The 17,870-nt window shown below is 63.5% G+C and carries 19 protein-coding genes; 11 read left to right on the forward strand and 8 right to left on the reverse strand.

The genetic code is table 11. From position 1 onward, the window contains the following. The first annotated feature begins 10 nt into the window (after positions 1 to 10). The 5 genes from FCL40_RS18910 (at position 11) to FCL40_RS11670 (ending at position 3,138) form a co-directional block, all read left to right on the forward strand. Positions 11 to 94 carry a hypothetical protein gene (locus FCL40_RS18910; protein WP_407644149.1) on the forward strand — a complete coding sequence of 28 codons (84 nt, stop codon included), beginning with the start codon at positions 11 to 13 and terminating at the stop codon, positions 92 to 94. Positions 95 to 768: 674 nt separating this feature from the next. Continuing rightward, a complete protein-coding gene (locus FCL40_RS11655) occupies positions 769 to 1,569 on the forward strand; it encodes a DUF4344 domain-containing metallopeptidase (RefSeq protein WP_136853480.1) in 801 nt (266 codons plus the stop codon). A 6-nt stretch (positions 1,570 to 1,575) separates the two neighbouring features. Continuing rightward, positions 1,576 to 2,043, forward strand: a complete 468-nt coding sequence (locus FCL40_RS11660; RefSeq protein ID WP_136853481.1) for a DUF3592 domain-containing protein — start codon at positions 1,576 to 1,578, stop codon at positions 2,041 to 2,043. Positions 2,044 to 2,109: 66 nt separating this feature from the next. Beyond that, positions 2,110 to 2,505 (forward strand): VOC family protein, encoded by a 396-nt coding sequence (locus FCL40_RS11665; protein WP_169307093.1) that lies wholly within the window; start codon positions 2,110 to 2,112, stop codon positions 2,503 to 2,505. 135 nt (positions 2,506 to 2,640) lie between these two features. Further along, the gene (locus tag FCL40_RS11670; protein ID WP_205729131.1) at positions 2,641 to 3,138 is read left to right on the forward strand and encodes a cytochrome P460 family protein; all 498 of its coding nucleotides are present in this window, start codon (positions 2,641 to 2,643) and stop codon (positions 3,136 to 3,138) included. 33 nt (positions 3,139 to 3,171) lie between these two features. Here the strand turns inward: FCL40_RS11670 and FCL40_RS11675 are convergent, their stop codons facing one another. Then, a complete protein-coding gene (locus FCL40_RS11675) occupies positions 3,172 to 3,720 on the reverse strand; it encodes a TetR/AcrR family transcriptional regulator (protein ID WP_136853482.1) in 549 nt (182 codons plus the stop codon). 90 nt (positions 3,721 to 3,810) lie between these two features. Here FCL40_RS11675 and FCL40_RS11680 point away from each other — a divergent pair, with 90 nt between their 5' ends. The 4 genes from FCL40_RS11680 (at position 3,811) to FCL40_RS11695 (ending at position 5,984) form a co-directional block, all read left to right on the forward strand. Next, the gene (locus FCL40_RS11680) at positions 3,811 to 4,266 is read left to right on the forward strand and encodes an HPP family protein (RefSeq protein ID WP_136853679.1); all 456 of its coding nucleotides are present in this window, start codon (positions 3,811 to 3,813) and stop codon (positions 4,264 to 4,266) included. 132 nt (positions 4,267 to 4,398) lie between these two features. Continuing rightward, the gene (locus FCL40_RS11685; protein ID WP_136853483.1) at positions 4,399 to 4,938 is read left to right on the forward strand and encodes a hydrolase; all 540 of its coding nucleotides are present in this window, start codon (positions 4,399 to 4,401) and stop codon (positions 4,936 to 4,938) included. Between the two features lie 155 nt (positions 4,939 to 5,093). Further along, on the forward strand, positions 5,094 to 5,723 hold the full coding sequence (locus tag FCL40_RS18670; RefSeq protein ID WP_205729132.1) for a hypothetical protein: 630 nt from the start codon (positions 5,094 to 5,096) through the stop codon (positions 5,721 to 5,723). Positions 5,724 to 5,744: 21 nt separating this feature from the next. Further along, positions 5,745 to 5,984, forward strand: a complete 240-nt coding sequence (locus tag FCL40_RS11695; RefSeq protein WP_169307094.1) for a hypothetical protein — start codon at positions 5,745 to 5,747, stop codon at positions 5,982 to 5,984. 7 nt (positions 5,985 to 5,991) lie between these two features. Here the strand turns inward: FCL40_RS11695 and ppk2 are convergent, their stop codons facing one another. Continuing rightward, positions 5,992 to 6,813 carry a polyphosphate kinase 2 gene (ppk2, locus tag FCL40_RS11700; RefSeq protein ID WP_136853485.1) on the reverse strand — a complete coding sequence of 274 codons (822 nt, stop codon included), beginning with the start codon at positions 6,811 to 6,813 and terminating at the stop codon, positions 5,992 to 5,994. Between the two features lie 161 nt (positions 6,814 to 6,974). On the opposite strand from ppk2, the gene FCL40_RS11705 reads away from it, so the two are divergent. Then, positions 6,975 to 7,727 (forward strand): TIGR01458 family HAD-type hydrolase, encoded by a 753-nt coding sequence (locus FCL40_RS11705; protein ID WP_136853486.1) that lies wholly within the window; start codon positions 6,975 to 6,977, stop codon positions 7,725 to 7,727. A gap of 127 nt (positions 7,728 to 7,854) precedes the next feature. On the opposite strand, the gene FCL40_RS11710 is transcribed toward FCL40_RS11705, so the two are convergent. Both FCL40_RS11710 and FCL40_RS11715 read right to left on the reverse strand, forming a co-directional pair. Beyond that, entirely contained in the window at positions 7,855 to 8,340 is a 486-nt protein-coding gene (locus FCL40_RS11710; RefSeq protein ID WP_136853487.1) for a DUF1097 domain-containing protein, read from the reverse strand. A 294-nt stretch (positions 8,341 to 8,634) separates the two neighbouring features. Then, positions 8,635 to 9,342 (reverse strand): pseudouridine synthase, encoded by a 708-nt coding sequence (locus tag FCL40_RS11715; protein ID WP_136853488.1) that lies wholly within the window; start codon positions 9,340 to 9,342, stop codon positions 8,635 to 8,637. A gap of 155 nt (positions 9,343 to 9,497) precedes the next feature. Here FCL40_RS11715 and FCL40_RS11720 point away from each other — a divergent pair, with 155 nt between their 5' ends. Beyond that, positions 9,498 to 11,042 carry a hypothetical protein gene (locus FCL40_RS11720; RefSeq protein WP_136853489.1) on the forward strand — a complete coding sequence of 515 codons (1,545 nt, stop codon included), beginning with the start codon at positions 9,498 to 9,500 and terminating at the stop codon, positions 11,040 to 11,042. A 147-nt stretch (positions 11,043 to 11,189) separates the two neighbouring features. On the opposite strand, the gene FCL40_RS11725 is transcribed toward FCL40_RS11720, so the two are convergent. From FCL40_RS11725 to FCL40_RS11740, 4 genes are all read right to left on the reverse strand, one after another. Further along, positions 11,190 to 11,915 carry a helix-turn-helix transcriptional regulator gene (locus tag FCL40_RS11725; RefSeq protein ID WP_205729133.1) on the reverse strand — a complete coding sequence of 242 codons (726 nt, stop codon included), beginning with the start codon at positions 11,913 to 11,915 and terminating at the stop codon, positions 11,190 to 11,192. Between the two features lie 207 nt (positions 11,916 to 12,122). Continuing rightward, positions 12,123 to 15,302 carry an efflux RND transporter permease subunit gene (locus FCL40_RS11730; protein ID WP_136853490.1) on the reverse strand — a complete coding sequence of 1,060 codons (3,180 nt, stop codon included), beginning with the start codon at positions 15,300 to 15,302 and terminating at the stop codon, positions 12,123 to 12,125. Positions 15,303 to 15,313: 11 nt separating this feature from the next. Next, a complete protein-coding gene (locus FCL40_RS11735) occupies positions 15,314 to 16,561 on the reverse strand; it encodes an efflux RND transporter periplasmic adaptor subunit (RefSeq protein WP_169307095.1) in 1,248 nt (415 codons plus the stop codon). 17 nt (positions 16,562 to 16,578) lie between these two features. Beyond that, the gene (locus FCL40_RS11740) at positions 16,579 to 17,802 is read right to left on the reverse strand and encodes a TolC family protein (protein WP_136853492.1); all 1,224 of its coding nucleotides are present in this window, start codon (positions 17,800 to 17,802) and stop codon (positions 16,579 to 16,581) included. Between the last annotated feature and the right edge of the window lie 68 nt (positions 17,803 to 17,870).

Raw genomic sequence — 17,870 nt, forward strand, 5'->3', positions numbered from 1 at the left:
GGCTAACTACATTGACCAGTTCTATAACCGCCGTCGATTACACTCAAGCTTGGGCTACCAAAGTCCACAGCAGTTTGAGAAACTGGCGGTATAACAAACCCGTGTCCACTTTATCGGGGCAGGATCATGTTGGTGCTGCTGCTCAATAAGAGAAAGCGCGCTATCCACGACTTCATTGCCGGCACCGTGGTGGTTAACCGAGAGTTCGCTGTCCCGGCAGCGCATGGGAAGGGGCATGCCGCCGAGGCTGTCGGGTAACCTCGACTCGCGAGTGGCTGCCACCTGTCGGTGATACGTAGGTTGGAGGGGGCTCGGCTCCCTTATTCGGGCGCTGGGCGCCGGGTACTCCGCCCTGGTTATTTGCCCGCCCTGTGTTTCGTTCGGTATTTATTATTTGTTGTTGAGGTTTGAAAGTATGATGTTGATGCCGTCTACCATTGCGGTTGTTTTGGTTCTTGGCTTGGTTTTACTGCCCTTCCTGATCCAATATCTTTGGAACAGCACCGTCTCCGAGCTGTTTGAGGTGAAGACGATTAACTACTGGCATGCGTTACGCCTGCTTATTCTGTGTAAGATACTGTTCGCCAGCACGGTATATACCGGATAGCCGGGTAGGGCGTTTCGCCTCACGGTCCGATGAGGGGGCGGTTCTCGCCCCCTTGGTCCTCGGCAGGCAACCGCCGCCTAAGGCCGGTTGTTGCCTGTGCTTCAACGAGTTACACTCACGCGTTCCCAGTTTTTCAACGTGGCGTTCTAAGCCGAAATCCCATGAAATTACCTGCAGTGATCCTGGTTGCCGTCGTTCTGTTGTCCAGGGGAGCCCCGGCACTGGCCGACGGCCGGCTCTACACGGAGTATGCCACGCCCACCGACCCCTCCCATTGGCCTGTCAGGCAGAGGGTCATGGCATCCGGTGTGGTCGAGCAGGTGACCTCCTTGATCAACGACACACTGCAACTGCGGCACCCCGTGGGCATCCTCTTCGGGGGTGAAGCGGGGCCTCTCTATGATGATGAGGCCAGGAGGATAGTGATTCCCTACGCCTTTCTCGAGGAGGTCAGGGGGCGATTTGAACGATCACACTACGCTGAAACCGGTGTCACGGCCGAGGATGCGACCATGGACGCCTTGATGCATACGCTGTTTCATGAGATTGGCCATGCGTTGGTGCCGATGTTTGACCTGCCGATGCTCGGCAGAGAGGAGGACGCGGCAGACAGCCTGGCGACGATCCTGTTGATCGAGTACTTCGATGGCGGCGGGGAGATTGCACTGAGCGCCGCGGATCTGTTTGCCTTGGAGAGTGACGAGGTCGACGAGTTGGTTGAGGAGGACTTCTGGGACGAGCATGGCCTGGATCTGCAGAGATTCTACACCACGTTGTGCATGGTCTACGGCAGCAATCCCCAGGCGTACGCTTACCTGGCCCGGCAGGCCAACCTCTCGGCCGAGCGTGCGGCGCTGTGTGTGGATGACTACCACAAGGTGTCTGTCAGTTGGCTTTCCCTGTTGAATGAGCACCGCAAGGACGGCGACCGCCGGTACCGGGCCGATGCGCCAAAGGGCTAGGGCGGTATGAGTCGCAGCCTGAAGGACCTCGCCGCTGTCCTGCTGCTGCTGGCCCTGGCCTTTTTGGTCAGGGGAATTACCGTTCTGTGCGTCGCCCTGGAATCCTATGGCTGGAGCGCAGTGCCCGGTAGCGTGGTCGATAGTCACATCAGCCGCTTCCGTCCCGATGGCGCTCGTCACGGCAGCGATCTCTACCGGGCGGAGATAACCTATCGCTACGCGGTCGATGGCTTTGGCCGGCGCGGCAATCTGCTCTACCTCGGCTACAGCTCAGACCGCACCCGTGACGGGGCGCAGGCCTGGCTCGATAGGTTTCCCCCGGACCAGGCGGTGGTTGTCTACGTCAATCCTGAGGATTCGACCCAGTCCGTGTTGATCACCGGCATCAGCATCGAGGATTTTGCCGATCTTCTGACCGGTTCTCTGCTGGTCGCCGTGGCAAGCGCGATGTTGCGTCGCAGCCGCCGCAGATAGCTGCATCCGTTTCATACCTATTTAGGCCAATCTGCCGGGGCGCAATGGCCAGTTTATTTACAGGAGATGGAAAGTTTCAGTCATGTGATGGTGGGCTCAAACGATATCGGTGAGTCCAAGAGGTTCTACGACGCGGTGATGGCGGTACTGGGCTACCCGGAAGGGGTGATGGACGCCAAGGGACGTTGTCTCTACCTGGGCGAAGAGGGGGTTCTGGGGATTACCCGGCCGATCGACGGCCAACCCGCCCCCCACGGCAACGGCATGACCATCGGTTTCCGGGTGGCCACTCCCGAGTTGGTGGACGCCTGGCACGCCGCGGGGCTGGCCGGCGGCGGCAGCAGTTGCGAAGCGCGTCCCGGTGTTCGGGTCAGTGGAGAGAGGCGCCTGTATCTGGCCTATCTGCGCGATCCGGCGGGCAACAAGTTGTGTGCCACCCACTTTCTTTCGGCCACCGGCTAGACGCGACACTATACTGTCACCATGCGTCAGGCGGACAGCGGCCGGGTCCGAGGCATGGCGCGGTGAGTTCTGCGGCCGGGGCGCGGCGCCCCCGGCCGGTGAACTTGGGATCCGTGAATGCGCCGGAGGCTGGGTATGCGATTTCATCATCTTCTGCGGGTAGCGATGCTGCCCCTGTTGGCCGTGTTGGCAAGCGCCGAGGCGGCGACGCCCCCAAGCTCCAACGGCATCGATTATCCCACCGGTTGGCAGGAGTGGGCGCTGATCGCGGTGTCTCACCGAACTGACAACGGCACCCTTCGGGCGATCCTGGGTAATGACACCGCAGTGAAGGCGGCCCGGGCAGGGCAGACCAACCCCTGGCCCGACGGCACTGTCCTGGCCAAGGCGGTGTGGAAAGGGGCCGGGCTGGAAAACTGGAGCTCGGCGGTGGCGCCCAAGGCGTTCGTGCATGCAGAGTTCATGATCAAGGACTCGGTCCGGTTTGCCGAGACCTATGGCTGGGGCTGGGCTCGCTGGCTGGGGGAGACACAGGCGCCGTTTGCCGATGGGCCGCAGGTGTGCATCTCCTGCCACACGCCGGTGCGCGGCCGCGACTGGGTGTTCACCGATCCGGCACCGTTCCCCCATTAGCCGCGGCTGAGCGGCCCAGGCACCCGAGAAAGCTCATGGCCGTTGGGTCAGGATCTCCATGCATCTGGCGGCCACGGCCTCGCCGCTGCCGGTCAGGTGGGCGGTGACGATCGCCCCCTCCTTCAGCAGGCACAAGGTGTCCAGCAGCAGGGGGTCATCGCTGTGCAGGTGACCGGCGATGATCCGGCGCACCTCAAGTTTGTGGTGGCGGCAAAACTGGGCGACCTCACTGTCCAGATCACTGAACTCCGCCGAGGTATTGATAAAGAAACAGCCCCTGAAGTTGCCCAGCTCCGGCTCGTTGTTGCCGAACCAGCTCCGCAATGCGCCGAACAGGCACCCTATTACCTCCCGGTCTGAGCTTGCTGCCGACAGCTTTGCCTCCAGCCAGCGGCTGAAGCGATCGTGCCGTTGCTGAAGGGCGGCCATCACCAACTCATCTTTACTCTTGAAATGGCTGTAGAGCGTTCTCTTTGCCACCCCGGAAGTAGTGAGTACTTCATTGATACCAATGGAGTTTATTCCATTGTTGTAGAACAGTTCCAAGGCTGTATCGATCAGTAACTGGCGCTTTTGACTCATACCCCCTCCCTCTGGAATGCATATTGACAAATGTAGACCAGTCTGTCTACTCTTTCGGGTAGACCAACCTGTCTACTTTTGGATCTCATGATGAATCGTACCCTGTTGAATATCGTCGCCGGTCTCGGCGCCTCCCTGGCCATCGGGCTGCTCTCCTACTTTGATTCGGTGTCCAGCCAGCTGGTGCTGCTGATGGCGCCGTTCGGGGCAACGGCCGTGCTGGTGTTTGGTGTGCCGGAGAGCCCGCTGGCCCAGCCCAAGAACGTCATACTGGGCCACCTGATCACCGCCTTTGTGGGGGTGTTCTTTACCCAGTTCATCGGCGTTACCCCCCTGACCCTGGCGTTGGCCACCGGGGTGGCGGTAACGGCCATGCTGCTGACCGATACCACCCATCCGCCGGCGGGCGCCAATCCGCTGCTGATCATGCTGTCCAACCAGGGGTGGAGCTTCCTGATCACTCCGGTACTGCTTGGCACCCTGATCATCGTGGTTGTCGGCAGGAGCATGCGCCTGTTGCTCAAACAGTGGGCCCAGCCGCAGTGACCGCCAGGCCGGGGAAAGGGTTTGAACTCTCCGGCGACAAGCCGTATCGTCGGTAACAGTGCACCGGCGAGCGCGTCCGGTGGTTGTCGCCATTGACCGGTGACGCCAACGGCTCAACACCAAGGAGAAGGTATGCTGAGTAGAGAGAATACAGGACTCATTGTCGTTGATGTCCAGGGAAAACTGGCTCGGCTGGTGGCCAACAGCGACGCGATGATCGGCCACTGCCGCAAGCTGATCCTCGGGGCCAAGGCCCTGGGTCTGCCCATCGTCTGGCTGGAGCAGAATCCCGACAAGCTCGGGCCCACGGTCGAGGAGCTCGCTGGTGTGCTGGGGGAGAGTTCGCCCATCACCAAGTTTACCTTCGACGCCTGCGAAGAGCCGGAGTTCCTGAGGGCCGTTCGCCGCTGGGGTCGGGACTCCTGGCTGGTATGCGGCATAGAGGCCCATATCTGCGTGTATCAGACGGCACTGCATCTGCGGCGCCTCAGTTACGACGTCCACCTGGTGTGCGACTGCGTCTCCTCCCGTCAGGAGGCCAACAAGGCGCTGGCCATATCCAGGCTGACCCACCAGGGAGTGTCGATGACCGGGCTGGAGATGAGCCTGTATGAACTGGTCAAAGACTGCCGGGCCTCGGAGTTTCGGACGCTGCTGGATCTGGTAAAATAGCGCTGACCACCTGAGCCGGGGCACTTGAGCTGAACTTTTGAGCGGATTTCGTTACCCTGGTGGCTCAGCAGGGTGGTTGTGCCTGGGCTTCGGCTCGGCATCGTACCCATCATCGGGCCGCAGACCACACCAAGGAGTAAAGGGGGGGAGCGCAGATGAACACCATTATTCCCTACCAGTCCCTGCAGGAAGCCCTGACGGATCTGGATAACGGTGGCCGGTTCTACAACGTCTTTACCAGTGCCCACGACGGGGTGGTGGAACCGGCGGAACTGGCCAGGGTGGCCGGGGTGTTCAGCGACACCCAAAGGATGATGCTGTTCCTGGAGATGGCCCTGTCCGACCTGACTGAGGAGGATAAGGCCAGGGTTATTCAGCGCCTCAGTCCCGAGCTCAACAGTCTTTACCACGCCGAGGCGCCGCGCCGTTACACGCCGGTCCAGGCGAAGTTGCAGGGCCGGGCCGGCGAGGCGGCGATCCTTTGCGGCGTCCCCAGGCTGATGGAATCGGCGGAGAACTTCGCCGGAATGATCACCGTGCCCATCAGCGCCGGCACCATGAGCACCTTCACCATGATCCCCATCGTCGATCACTACGATGTCTACCAGGTTCGCGATGGCCAGACCAACCGTGAGTTTGTGGTGGCTCATGCCCGGGGAGAAACCAAGCTGCCGGAGAGCGTGTCGTTGTTCGGTGGCACCTTCAAGGAGCTGCAGCAGGATCAGTCGGGTAGCCTGTTCCTGGAGGTGGTCTATTATGTCAACCACCACACCCTGGCGGTATAGCGGCAAAAGTGGGGAGAGCGGATGAACCGCTTACTCAGGGGGCTGGCGCTGCTGCTGATGCTGGTGGCCCTGGTGGTGCTGACCAAGCCGGCGGATGCCGATCTGGGCATGGCATTGCTGGCGCTGGCGACGCTGCTGCTCTTTGTCAGTTTTGCCCTGAACCGACGGTCTCGCCGCCCGCCGGGCGGTGACTCCCTGCCCGGCGCCAGCGATACCGATGGCCGCGAGGGTGACTCCGGTTCCGATGGTGCCGGCGACTGAGGCAGGCTCAGTATCTCTCCTCGATGAAGGGGTAGTCGGCGATGGCGCCCTGGTCATCATACCTGCCGCTGAGATTTCGTTTCCCCAGGGCCGGGGCGTCCCTGGGCAGCTCCTCGTAGGGGAACTGGCTCAGGAAGTGGGCGATGCAGTTCAACCGGGCCCGCTTCTTATCGTCTGACTGCACCAGATACCAGGGGGCATGGCGGTTGTGGGTGGCGGCCAGCATGGCGTCCCGGGCCCGGGAGTACTCGTACCAGCGGTTGTAGGATTCCAGATCCATCGAGCTGAGTTTCCAGGTTTTCCTCGGATCGTTGATCCTCGCCCTAAAGCGCCGCTCCTGCTCCTCCATGCTCACCTCGAACCAGTACTTGATCAGCACGATCCCCGATTCGGCAATGGCGCGCTCGAACACCGGGGTGTACTTGAGGAAGATGTCGTACTGCTCCTGGGTGCAGAAGTTCATCACCCGCTCGACACCGGCCCGGTTGTACCAGCTGCGGTCAAACAGCACCACCTCGCCGGCGGCGGGAAAGTGGCGGACGTAGCGCTGGGCAAACCACTCGCTTTTCTCCCGTTCGGTGGGGGCCGGCAGGGCGACGACCCGAAAGATCCGCGGGCTGACCCTGTCGGTGAAGCGCTTGATCACCCCGCCTTTCCCAGCCGCGTCCCGCCCCTCAAACACCACCACCACCTTCAGCCCCTTCGCCTGAATCCAGTACTGCAGCTTGACCAGTTCACCGTGCAGCCGGAACAGCTCCTCTTCGTACTCCTCTCGGCTCATCTTGGGTTTGCTGCCATTGGGTGTGTCGTTGGTGGGCTTCTTGGCCATGGAGAGGATCCCTGTCATCGTTGAGCGCTCGCTGACGCCATCCTGCGTCAGCCCGTTGAGAGTTCATTCTACTGTGTCTCTTTTTTCGGCCCGGCTCAAGGGGCGGTCCGCCGCCGCGTATACTTAGGGGCAGTCAACGGTGACAACCCGCGGAGGATCCCATGCTCCAGGCGCTGTTTTTTGACATCAGCGGAGTGCTGTACGAGGGGCAGCGCGCCATAGCCGGTGCCGCCAAGGCCGTTGGCCGGGCACAGGCCAGTCCGCTGCAGGTGCGGTTTCTCACCAATACCTCGAGGAAAACCCGCCAGCGGGTGCACCAGGATCTGCTGGCTCTGGGGTTTGAGCTGGCGCTGTCGCAGATCATCACCGCCCCCTCCGCCGCCAAGGCGATGATCCAGGCCAAGGGGTGGCGCCCCTTCTGCCTGGTGCATGAGAAGATTCGCAGTGAGTTTGACGATCTCGACCAGGCGCAGCCCAACGCGGTGTTGGTGGGGGACGCCGCCGAGGGTTTCAGTTACCCGGCCCTGGACCAGGCGTTCCGACTCTGTCTGGAGGGCGCCCCGCTCATCGGTGTGGGCATGAACCGCTACTTCAAACTGGAGGGGCAGCTGCATCTGGATGCCGGTCCCTTCATCCGGGCCCTGGAGTATGCGGCGGGGACCGAGGCGATCATCGTCGGCAAGCCGGCGCCGGCGTTCTTCCTGGAGGCGGTGGCCAGTGTCGGGGTGAAACCGGACCAGGTGATGATGGTGGGGGACGATGTTCAGGGCGATGTGGAGGGGGCGCTGTCGGCGGGGCTGCAGGCCTGCCTGGTGCAGACCGGCAAGTACCGCCTGGGGGATGAGTCGGGCTGCCGCCGGCGCTTCCCCTGTGTGGCCTCGGTAGTGGAGGCGGTTGAGCTGGCCCTCGGTTGAGCCCCGCGGCGGATCACCGGGTCTGGGGTGGCAGAGGGGCAGGGTGCAGCGCGCCCAGGGTGGCAAACCCGGCCCCAAAAAAAGGGCCGCTTCACGCGGCCCGAAGATGAGAGTCAGGAGAGTATTATTATTTGGATTCTGCGGTTTCGAATTCGGTACGTTGCTGGCTGATCTTCTGGTGCAGCCAAAGTCCGGCGCTTTTCATCAAAAAGCCGAACAGGCCACCCAGCAGCAGGGCGGGGACCACCGCCCGCCAGTTGCCACCGGCGGCAAAGGTGGCGCAACAGCCGACGAAGGTGCCGGGGATGTAGCCCAGCCAGGTCTGTTTGGCCTGGATGCACATCAGCGTGGCCACGATGCCGGTGATCACATAACCCACCACTTCAATCCCGGCGATGGTCGACAGCTGGATGATCACCATGGCCCAGAACACACCGCTCATGTTGGTGATCATGCTGGCGGCCAGCCCCTTTGCCCCATCCTGGGGAGAGGCGAAGTAACTGGTACAGCCCAGGAAGCCGGCCCAGGTCAACAGGCCGAGGCTCACGGAAACCCAGCCCCACAGGGCCGACAGGATTCCGGTTGTGATTGCGATGGCCACCAATACAGACATGAAATTTCACTACCTTTATCTGGGAAAGGTAACGCAGTGTAGCGGACCGCACCCCAATTGCTAGTGATCACGATCACGCAAATTCCCCTTTGTAGCGTTTTTTTGATCCAGATATTGGTGCTTGTGTGACTTGATTGAAAATAAATTACGGTGGCGCAGGCACTTAGGGTACTGGGTGCGGCGTTCACCCTAGAAAGATTCGACGTTCCCCATTGACCGTCATCTCGGGGCCCGCCATTCTGCCGGTCAAGTCTGGCCGAGCTCCTCCAGGTCAACGTCTAAGCGGTGGGGCCTTTAGGTGAGCGCACCTTGAATCTCTTGCTGGCTGAGGGGACGGGCCTGGCCCTCGGCCAGGCCGGGCTCCAGGACAATGTGACCCATGCGCTCCCGGTGCAGCGCCACCACCGGGTTGCGGTAGAGGGCAAACATCCTCTTGATCTGGTGGTGCATCCCCTCATAGATGGTCAGCCTGGCCTGGTTATCAGCCAGCCGCTGCAGCTGGGCCGGTGCCGTCGTCACCCCCTCCTTGTCAAACCTCACCCCCAGGGCAAACTGCTCGGCGGCGTTAGGGTCTATGGGGTGGGCGGTGGTGACCAGGTAGGTCTTGGGGATCTTCTGCTCCGGCCGGGTCAGCCGCTTGGACCAGAGTCCGTCGTTGGTCAGCAGCAGCAATCCGGTGGTGGCCCGGTCCAGTCTTCCGGCCAGGTGGAGGTCGTCCAGCGCCAGGGCCGGATACTGGCGGGCCAGCAGCTCAATGGCGGTGGTGTGCTCGGCGTCGCGGGTGGCGCTGAGCACGCCGGCGGGTTTGTTCATCAGGAAGCAGTGGCGGGTGTCGCAGGGCAGGGGGTGGCCGTTGGCGACGATCCGGCTGAACCGGCTCACGCTAAGATCCCCACGGCTGCAGATGCTGCCATCCACGGTCACCGCCCCCTGCTCCAGCCAGTGTTTGACCTGCTTGTTGCTGGCCCTAAGGGTTTTACTCAGATATCTGTCCAGTCGCATCCCGGCCTCCGAAAGTGGGCGGCCAATGGTAACCCGACTCGCTTGCGGGCCCAAATTCGTTGATCAGGATCAGGGGTCGGCGCCCTATCCCCCGTTCGGGGGATGAACCTGCTTTTAGGTCGTCGTATCAATGGGGCAACTAGCAGGAGGTAGCTATGAAAACACAACATGGATTCAATCGATTTTTAATGCTGGCGGCCATGGCAGCCCTGGTGGGCGGATGTGGCAGTGATTCCGACTCGGAACCCAATCCCAAGCCACCGGTGGAGCCCCAGGTGCTGACCGGCGTTTTCCTGGACAGCGAGGTGGAGGGGCTGACCTTTGCCACCGATAGCCAGAGTGGCACCACCAACAGCGGCGGCGAATTCCTCTATCTCGACGGGGAGAGGGTGCTGTTTAGCCTGGGGGCGACCCAGTTCCCCGAGGTGGACGCTGGTGAGCGCATCACCCCGCTGGAGCTGTTCAATACCCAGGATCCCACGACTCAGGCGGTGATCAATACCCTGAGGCTGTTGCAGTCTCTGGATGCCGATGGCAACCCCGAGAACGGCATCACCATTCCAGAAGCGGTGGCGGCTGCCCTCGAGGAGGTGACCATCGATGTTACCGGGGAGGACTTTGAAACCCAGATGGCCGGGGCGATGGAGACCGCCGGCCTGGATCCGACCACCCTGGTGAGCGAAGAGGATGCCCTGGCTCATTTCGATGACACCGTGAACCCCGGCTTCAGCGCCGCGGATCTGAATGGCCAGTGGGTCTCCATGGAGTGGCTGACCCCTAGGTTCGGTTTCTACGATCCGGCCTACTTCGACTACCGTCTGGCCAACTGGAGTATCGAGGAGGGCACGCTGACCGTCAATGAGTTCACCCTCGCGGGTAAAACCTACGAGCCCGAGAGCTATGCCGTCGCCATCAATGATCGGGGGCAGATGCAGGTGGACGATGACGAGGAGCTGGCCCAGCTCGATACTGGTGAGCAGATGATGCTGTGGTGGGATGAAGATGACGGGCGTCAGCGCCTCGCCGCCGCCCTGAAGCGGGCCGACAGCTATCAGCTGGCGGATCTTCAGGGAGAGTGGCTGGTCGGCAGCCTCTACACCCCTGCCCACCAGAACGGGGATCCTGCCCAGTACGGTTTCGGGGTCTATCACCTGCAAGTGAACGATACCGGAGTGGTGAACTTTACTCCGGTGGGCGGTTCCGAGGACGACATCGATGTGTTTACCTTGGGGCTGGAAGCCAATGGCCACGTGGTCGATGAGGATGAGGGCTATATCCACCTCTCCGCCAACAAGGATGTGATGATGCAGGTGGCGGTTTGGGATGGTGTACAGCAGGAGATGATGCTGGCGGTGAAGCAGCCCGAGCAGCTTGAGGTCGCCGGCCTTGAGGGGCGCTGGTACAGCGTGACCGTCAACGTGCCCGCCCATGAGCACGATCCCGCCCTGTTCAACTACAGCCGGGATGAAGTGGTGTTCGATGCCGAGGGCAACAGCGCCTGGCATCAGTTGGCCACCGATGATCCTGAGGCGGATCTGGAGGTGGTCGACACCATGAAGATCACTTTGGTCGATGGCATGCTCAAGGATGAATACAACGGCTACTGGCTGGTGAACGCCTCCTACGACGTGGCCATCAACCTCTATCCCGAGGAGGATGGGGCCTATGTGTACGCCATGCTGGTGCGTATGGAGAAGTAATCCTTTCGTCTGCTAGTGCGCCAAAGGGCGTCGGGTATGGGCCCGTCGCCCTCTTTTTTTGTGACTGAATCCGGGAGGGTGGTCAAGGGGCACTGGGGGTCGACAGGGTACCGACGGTGTGGAGAAGGGGCCTCCCTGGGCCCCCGATTAGCCAAACTCCTTTTGGCGCAAGCGGCTCAGCAGGTGGTTCTGGTGGCGGCTGTTGGTCTTGTGCAGCAGGGATTTAATCTGGCTTTTTACCGTTTCCTTGCTGACGCCGCGATGGCGGGCAATCTCGCTGCCGTCCATCCCGCGGGCCAGCAGCTGCAATACCTGGCATTCGGCGTGGGTGAGTCTTTCAGCCAGGGCTGGGAGGTGCAACTGAGGGTAAAGTCTTGGCGCCAGCCTCAGTTGTGCCCAGGGCAGCAGCGCCGCCCCGACCCCCTGGAGGATCTGCTCCAGTCCCTTGGGGAAGGGGGTACGCCGCCGGTGGCAGGAGAGTCCCAGCTGGCGGCCGTTAACCAGGGGCAGGATCAGCCCCATGGAGTAGCGATAGTCAAAATGCGGGGCAAATCGCTCCAGGAAACCGTTGACCTCCGCCAGCGGACGGGGCAGCAGCTCCTGCAGGCAGACGGCGTGCCCCAACTGGTTTCGCTCCAGGTAGGTGATTAGGTAGCGGTCTTCGTAGCTGTGATCGGTCATAAAGGCCAGGGAGCGCGGTGAGAGGCCGGCGGCAAAGCTCTCGGTTTCTCCGGTCGACAGGTCAACCAGGAACAGCAGGCTGCTGTCAGCCTGCAGCAGTTGGGTCAGCTTGCCCAGTGCGTGATTCAGTGCCTGGTCGGTGTCTGCCTGACACAGTTCGTTGATCCAGTGGTAGAGGGGCTGCCAGTCCATAGATGCTCCTTATCGGCGTTAGTGTAAGGGCCGGAAAGGGTTGAGTTTTTGATGTGGATCACGGGTTGCCAAAATGTTGCGTTTGGGTAAATAGCTGGCGCCTCCGGCGGGAGGCGCAACAGGGGCCGCCAGGCTGGCGGCGGGGCAGGGGGCCTCTTGTGGGTTTTAGCCGCAGCCGACGCCCCCGCCTGGCGGGGCCGCAAACGCCTACTGCTGTTTGGGGGCGAACCTCTGATACAGGGTGGGCAGCACCAGCAGGGTCAGGGCGGTGGAACTCACCAGGCCGCCGATGATCACCATCGCCAGCGGCCGCTGCACCTCGGCGCCGACGCCGGAGGAGAGGATCACCGGCAGCAGGCCCAGGGCAGAGGTCAGGGCGGTCATCAGCACCGGCCTAAGCCGGCTGATCGCCCCCTCGAAGGCCGCCTTGGCCACCCCCTCGCCGGCGGCCACCCGCTGGTTGATGGCGTCCACCAGCACCACCCCGTTGAGCACCGCCACCCCGAACAGGGTGATGAAACCGATGGAACTGGGCACCGACAGGTAGGTGCCGGTCAGGTACAGCGCCAGGACACCGCCGATGAGCGCCAGCGGCACGTTGGCCATGATCAAAACTGCCTGGCTCAGGGAGCCGAAGCTGAAGTAGAGCAGCAGGGCGATCAGCGCCACCGACAGGGGCACCACGATAGCCAGCCGTCGCTGGGCGCGCTGCTGGCTCTCATACTGACCGCCCACCTTGACCGCGTAGCCGGCGGGCAACTGGGCGTTGTCGGCGACGGTGCGGTAGATGTCGTCCACCACCGAGCCCATATCCCGTCCGGAGACGTTGGCCTGGATCACCACCCGACGCTGCACGTCGTCGCGGCGGATGTTGGGCGGGGCGCTCTCCATGCCGATCTCCGCCACATCGCCTAAGCGCACCTGGCTGCCATCCGGGGCGGTGATCAGCAGATCCGCCAGCTTCTCCGGGCCGTTACGGAAGCGCTCGGCGAAGCGCAGCTGGATGTCGTAACGGGCGTTGCCGTCGATCACCTGGCCCGCCTCGCGGCCGCCGATGCCGTCAGACACCAGCTGCAGCGCGCGGTCGATGCTGATGCCGTAGCGGGCCAGCCTGGCCCGGTCCGGGCGTACCACCAGCTGCAGCTCCCCCTGGATCTGCTCCATCGCCACGTCCACCGCGCCATCGATCCGTTTCACCAGCTTCTCGATCTCCCGGCCCTTGGTAGCCAAAACCTGCAGGTCCGGGCCATACAGCTTGATCGCCAACTGGGCGCGCACCCCGGAGAGCAGCTCATCCACCCGGGTGGCGATGGGCTGGCTGAAGGTGAACAGCAGACCGGGGAACACCGACAGTTTCTGCTGCATCAGCCGCTGCAGCTCGAAGCGGTCGCCGGCGGAGGTCCACTGCTCGATCGGCTTGAGGCCGACATAGATCTCGATGTTGCTGATGGGCTCCGGGTCGCCCCCCAGTTCGGCGGCGCCGACCCGGCTCAGGGCGTACTCCACCTCGGGGAAGCTCAGCAGCACCTGCTCCAGCTTTGGGGCCACCGTCAGGCTGGTGTCCAGGTTGGCGGTCGGCGCCAGGGTCACCCGGATGTTGATGGTGCCCTCCTCAAGCTCAGGCACAAACTCGGTGCCCAGTTGCGGCACCAGGCCGAGGGTGGCGACAAAGGCCACCAGGGCGCAGAGCATCACTGTCTTGGGCCGGTGGATGATTCGCGCCAGCAGTGTGCGGTAGCCCCTCTCCAGCGGCGTGACCACTGGGCTGGGGCGGAAGCGGACGCCGCGTTTGAAGGCCAGGGTCGCCAGGGCGGGCACCACCAGCAGCGCCACCGCCAGGGCGGCCAGCATCGCCAGGATGATGCTCAGCGCCATCGGCTGGAACATCTTGCCCTCCACCCCCTGCAGGGTGAACAGCGGTGCGAACACCACGATGATGATGCTGGTGGCGAAGAACACCGGGCTGGCCACCTCCTGGGCGGCGGCCTTGATGCGCATGGCGATCCCCTGGCTGTCGTCAGCGGCATGGTGAGGGTCGGCCTCGTCGCTGCGGGCCCGGGCATCGTCCAGGTGACGGCGATCCGGCTGGCTGAGATGCTTAAAGATGTTCTCCACCATCACCACCGAGCCATCCACCAGCATGCCGATGGCCACCGCCAGTCCCCCCAGGGACATCAGGTTGGCCGACATGCCGAAGTAGGCCATGATCATCAGGGCGATGCCGATGGCCACCGGAATGGAGAGCAGCACCAGTAGTGTGGCTCGCAAGTTCAGCAGGAACAGCGCCAGAATGACGATGATCAGTGCGAAGGCGATCATCAGGGCATCGGTCACCGTCTTCACCGCCTTGGCCACCAGATCGGCGTTGTCGTAATAGGGCTCGAAGGTCACCCCTTGCGGCAGTGCCTGCTGGATCAACGGCACCCTGATCTTGATGTCGTCGATGGTGGCCTTGGTGTTGGCGCCCATGCGCTTGAGCACCACGCCGGAGACCACTTCGCCCAGGGGCTGGGGGGCACCCTGGTCGTTGCGGCGGGTCATGGAGACGGCGCCGACGCGGATCTCTGAGCCGTAATCCACGGTGGCGATGTCACCGATGGTCACCGGGGTGCCCTCGACCGCCTTCAGCGGCAGCAGCCGAATCGCCGCCAGTCCGGCGTCGCCGGCGGGGATAAAGCCGTAGCCACGGACCACGAACTGCTCCTGGCCGCGGGGCATAAACCAGCCGCCGGTGTTGCGGTTGTTGGCCTCCAGCGCCTGCTGGACATCGTCCAGGGTCAGCTGGTACGCCTGCATCCTGCCGGGATCCAGCTGCACCTGGTACTGGCGCACTTCGCCGCCGAAGGAGAGCACCGAGGTGACGCCATCCACCGGCATCAGCATCAACTTCACCAGGTAGTCGTTGAGGCCGCGCAGGGCCATGGCGTCATAGCCGCTGCCGGGCTCGGCGCGCAGCAGGTACTGGTACACCTGGCCCAGGCCGGAGGTGTTGGGGCCCATCTCCGGGGTGCCCACCCCCTCGGGGATGTTCTCCTGGGCCGCCTGCAACTGTTCGAACACCTGTTGGCGGGCGAAGTAGACGTCGGTTCCCTCCTCGAACACCACGGTCACCATCGACAGGCCGGTGCGTGACAGGGAGCGTACCTCGATGACTCCGGGCAGGGAGTACATGGAGGCCTCAATGGGGTAGGTGATCAACTGCTCCACCTCCTCCGAGGCCAGTCCCTCGGCCTGGGTGTTCACCGTCACCTGGACATTGGTGACGTCCGGGAAGGCGTCCAGGTTGAGCCTGGGCAGCATGAACAGGGCCGCGGCCAGGGTGGCCAGCAGCAGGATAAGTACGATCAGCCGGTTGCGAACCGCCATTTCAATCAAAGAGTTAAGCATACGCGGTCCCGTCAGTGGTTGTGGATCTCAAAGCCCGACTTGGCCTGCTCCGAGGCCAGGAAGAAGGCGCCCTGCACCGCCACCTGGCTGCCCGGTTTGATGCCACTGACCAGGTTCATCCCCTCCAGGGCGCTGAGCACCTGCACCTCGGTGGCGGTGAACCGGCCGCCGTCATAGCGGTAGACCATCCAGTCGCCGTCGGGGTTGCGGGCCAGGGCGGTATCCGGCAGCACCACGCCGCGACGCTGACTCTGGCTCAGGTAGACGGTGGCAAACTGGCCGGCGTGCAGCCGGTGATCAGGGTTGGCCAGCTCCAGGCGCACCGATTCGGTGCGGGTGCGGGGATCCAGCCGGTGATCGCGGCCGATCACCCGGGCGGCCGCCAGGTCGTCATCGATCCTCAGGGTCAGGGTCTGGCCGATGGTCACCAGGGCGGACTGGCTGGGCGCCACCTGGGCGGTGGCCCACAGGGTGTGCTCATCGGCCAGCACCATCAGGGTGGTGAGGGCCGGCAGGTTCTGCTGCATCACTGAGTTGTCCTGCTGGACGTTGCCGTCATGAGGCGCCAGCAGGGTGAACTGACCCAGGCGGTACTCCGGCGTGTTCAGGTCATCGATCTGGGCCTGGGTCATTCCCAGGGCCAGCAGATCCTGCAGGCCAGTTTCCAGGTCGATGCGTGCCTGCTGGTAGCGGCCGGCGGAGACCGCCTGGTTGCCCAGGGATTTGACCCGGCGCCACTCCGCTTGGGCCAGCAGGTAGCGCCCCTGGGCGTCGGCGATGGCGCTGGAGGCCAGGGTCAGCAGCGGGTCGCCCTGGGTCACCGCCTGGCCGGGGGCGACATGGCGGGCGATCACCCGGGCGTCCACCGGCAGCGACAGGGCGCTGGTGAGGTTGGGGTTGGCCTGCAACTGGGCGGGGAGCGGGTGGCGGAAGCTCAGCTCGGTCTCCATCACCGTGGCCACTTCGATGCCGGCAATGGCGCTCTGGGCCGGTGTCAGGGCCAGGCCATCCTCATCATGGTCCGCTTCCCCTCGCTGATGGTCGTGCCCCTCGTCGGCCTGCGCGTGGCCGTGCGCCCGCGATCTCTCCTGGCGTTCATGGCCCTCGGCCTGCTGGCCATGGCGGTGATCGTCACTCTCTCCAGGCGCGGAGGCGGCGGTCGTGGCCGGAGAGCCATGGCCGTCAGCGGCCAGGGCGGGGGCCTGGGCAAAGGCCAGCAGCAGGGCGGCCATCAGGGGAGTCGATGTTTTGCTGTTCATGGGGTTGTTCCTCGAATTCATTGTGCCTGTGCCTGGCTGACCAGCCAGGTTTCCAGTTCGCCGCGCTGGGCCATCATCTCGATCCACAGGGTGCGCTGCTGCGCCGCCAGTTCGGCTCCGGTGGCCCGGGTGTCGGTCAGTTGCTGTTGGGACTGCAGGTACTGGCTGGTGGGGAGCTCGCCCTCGCGCCACAGGGTCTGCAGCAGTGTCTCACTGCTCTGCAGCGAGTCCCGGGTCAGCCGTTGCCAGCTCTGGTAGGCCCGGCTGACCGCCTGATAGCGTTCGGCCAGTGACTCCAGGGTGATCGCCAGGGTGCGGGAGGCGTCGAGGAACTGTTTCTCGGCGACGATGATCGCCTGGTTGGCCTGGGCGATCTCGCCCTGGTAACGGTTGCGGATGTTCAGCGGCACTGAGATCCCCAACTGCAGGCTGGTGTCGTCACCGTCGGTGATGGCCCCCACCGAGAGGGTGGGGTCGGCCTTGGCCTCGGTGCGGGCCAGTGCCAGGCCGGCGCGGGCCGCCAGGACCCCCTGGTAGGCTCCCTTGAGGGCGGGCAGTTGCGGGGACACGTCGGTGGAGGGCAGGGGGAAGCTGGCCGACCAGGCGGGCAGCGCCAGATCCGGGCTGCCGCCGGAGAGTCTGACTTCGGCCCTGGCCTGGGCCTGTTGCTGGCGGGCATCGGCCAGGTTGCCAGTCATCCGGGCCAGCTCCAGGGTAATGAGCTGCCTGTCCAGGGGAGCCAGTTCCCCCACCCGGACCATGCGCTCGGCCAGCTCCAGCATGGCGCGGGTGCGCTGCTGCTGCTCGCCGGCGTAGCGGCTCAGGCTGCGGGCCTGGTCGAGGTTGACCCAGGCGATCAGCAGACGGGCCAGGGCGTGGTTGCGGGACTGGCGGTACTCAGCCAGGGCCTGCAGGGCACTGAGCTGGGCCAGCCGGGCGCGATAGTCGCGTTTGTCAGACCAGTCCACCGTCTGGGACAGCCCCAGGGTGATCTCCTCCTTGGCACCATCGGCACCGAGGCTCTCCAGCTCCAGGGAAAGATCCGGGTTGTAGAGGGGCTGGTCGGCGGTGCCAGCCGCCAGGTTGGCGAGCTCCAGCTCGGCGTGTTTGGCCTGGAGCTCCGGCAGGGCCGCCAGGCGCTCCAGCGCCTGGCGGGCAAAGTCGGACCATAGCTCCGCCTGGGCAACCGTGGCGGTGCCCAGGGTCACTGCCATCAGGGCAGTGCGAATCATTAAGTGCATAGATAGAATCCTGCGACAAATTGAATATCAAGGTGATTCAACGGGAGCCGCAGCAGGCTGGGGTGATC

The sequence above is a fragment of the Ferrimonas sediminicola genome, from assembly GCF_005116715.1.
Taxonomy (GTDB): domain Bacteria; phylum Pseudomonadota; class Gammaproteobacteria; order Enterobacterales; family Shewanellaceae; genus Ferrimonas; species Ferrimonas sediminicola.

What these genes read in the sequence shown, in the direction of transcription:
- FCL40_RS18670 (WP_205729132.1), top strand. Translation starts at nt 5,094, where the DNA reads ATGAACACCATTATTCCCTACCAGTCCCTGCAGGAAGCCCTGACGGAT.
- FCL40_RS11670 (WP_205729131.1), top strand. Translation starts at nt 2,641, where the DNA reads ATGCGATTTCATCATCTTCTGCGGGTAGCGATGCTGCCCCTGTTGGCC.
- FCL40_RS11665 (WP_169307093.1), top strand. Translation starts at nt 2,110, where the DNA reads ATGGAAAGTTTCAGTCATGTGATGGTGGGCTCAAACGATATCGGTGAG.
- ppk2 (WP_136853485.1), bottom strand. Translation starts at nt 6,813, where the DNA reads ATGGCCAAGAAGCCCACCAACGACACACCCAATGGCAGCAAACCCAAG.
- FCL40_RS11735 (WP_169307095.1), bottom strand. Translation starts at nt 16,561, where the DNA reads ATGAACAGCAAAACATCGACTCCCCTGATGGCCGCCCTGCTGCTGGCC.
- FCL40_RS11675 (WP_136853482.1), bottom strand. Translation starts at nt 3,720, where the DNA reads ATGAGTCAAAAGCGCCAGTTACTGATCGATACAGCCTTGGAACTGTTC.
- FCL40_RS11730 (WP_136853490.1), bottom strand. Translation starts at nt 15,302, where the DNA reads ATGCTTAACTCTTTGATTGAAATGGCGGTTCGCAACCGGCTGATCGTA.
- FCL40_RS11680 (WP_136853679.1), top strand. Translation starts at nt 3,811, where the DNA reads ATGAATCGTACCCTGTTGAATATCGTCGCCGGTCTCGGCGCCTCCCTG.
- FCL40_RS11720 (WP_136853489.1), top strand. Translation starts at nt 9,498, where the DNA reads ATGAAAACACAACATGGATTCAATCGATTTTTAATGCTGGCGGCCATG.
- FCL40_RS11695 (WP_169307094.1), top strand. Translation starts at nt 5,745, where the DNA reads ATGAACCGCTTACTCAGGGGGCTGGCGCTGCTGCTGATGCTGGTGGCC.
- FCL40_RS11725 (WP_205729133.1), bottom strand. Translation starts at nt 11,915, where the DNA reads ATGGACTGGCAGCCCCTCTACCACTGGATCAACGAACTGTGTCAGGCA.
- FCL40_RS11685 (WP_136853483.1), top strand. Translation starts at nt 4,399, where the DNA reads ATGCTGAGTAGAGAGAATACAGGACTCATTGTCGTTGATGTCCAGGGA.
- FCL40_RS11660 (WP_136853481.1), top strand. Translation starts at nt 1,576, where the DNA reads ATGAGTCGCAGCCTGAAGGACCTCGCCGCTGTCCTGCTGCTGCTGGCC.
- FCL40_RS11710 (WP_136853487.1), bottom strand. Translation starts at nt 8,340, where the DNA reads ATGTCTGTATTGGTGGCCATCGCAATCACAACCGGAATCCTGTCGGCC.
- FCL40_RS11655 (WP_136853480.1), top strand. Translation starts at nt 769, where the DNA reads ATGAAATTACCTGCAGTGATCCTGGTTGCCGTCGTTCTGTTGTCCAGG.
- FCL40_RS11705 (WP_136853486.1), top strand. Translation starts at nt 6,975, where the DNA reads ATGCTCCAGGCGCTGTTTTTTGACATCAGCGGAGTGCTGTACGAGGGG.
- FCL40_RS11740 (WP_136853492.1), bottom strand. Translation starts at nt 17,802, where the DNA reads ATGCACTTAATGATTCGCACTGCCCTGATGGCAGTGACCCTGGGCACC.
- FCL40_RS11715 (WP_136853488.1), bottom strand. Translation starts at nt 9,342, where the DNA reads ATGCGACTGGACAGATATCTGAGTAAAACCCTTAGGGCCAGCAACAAG.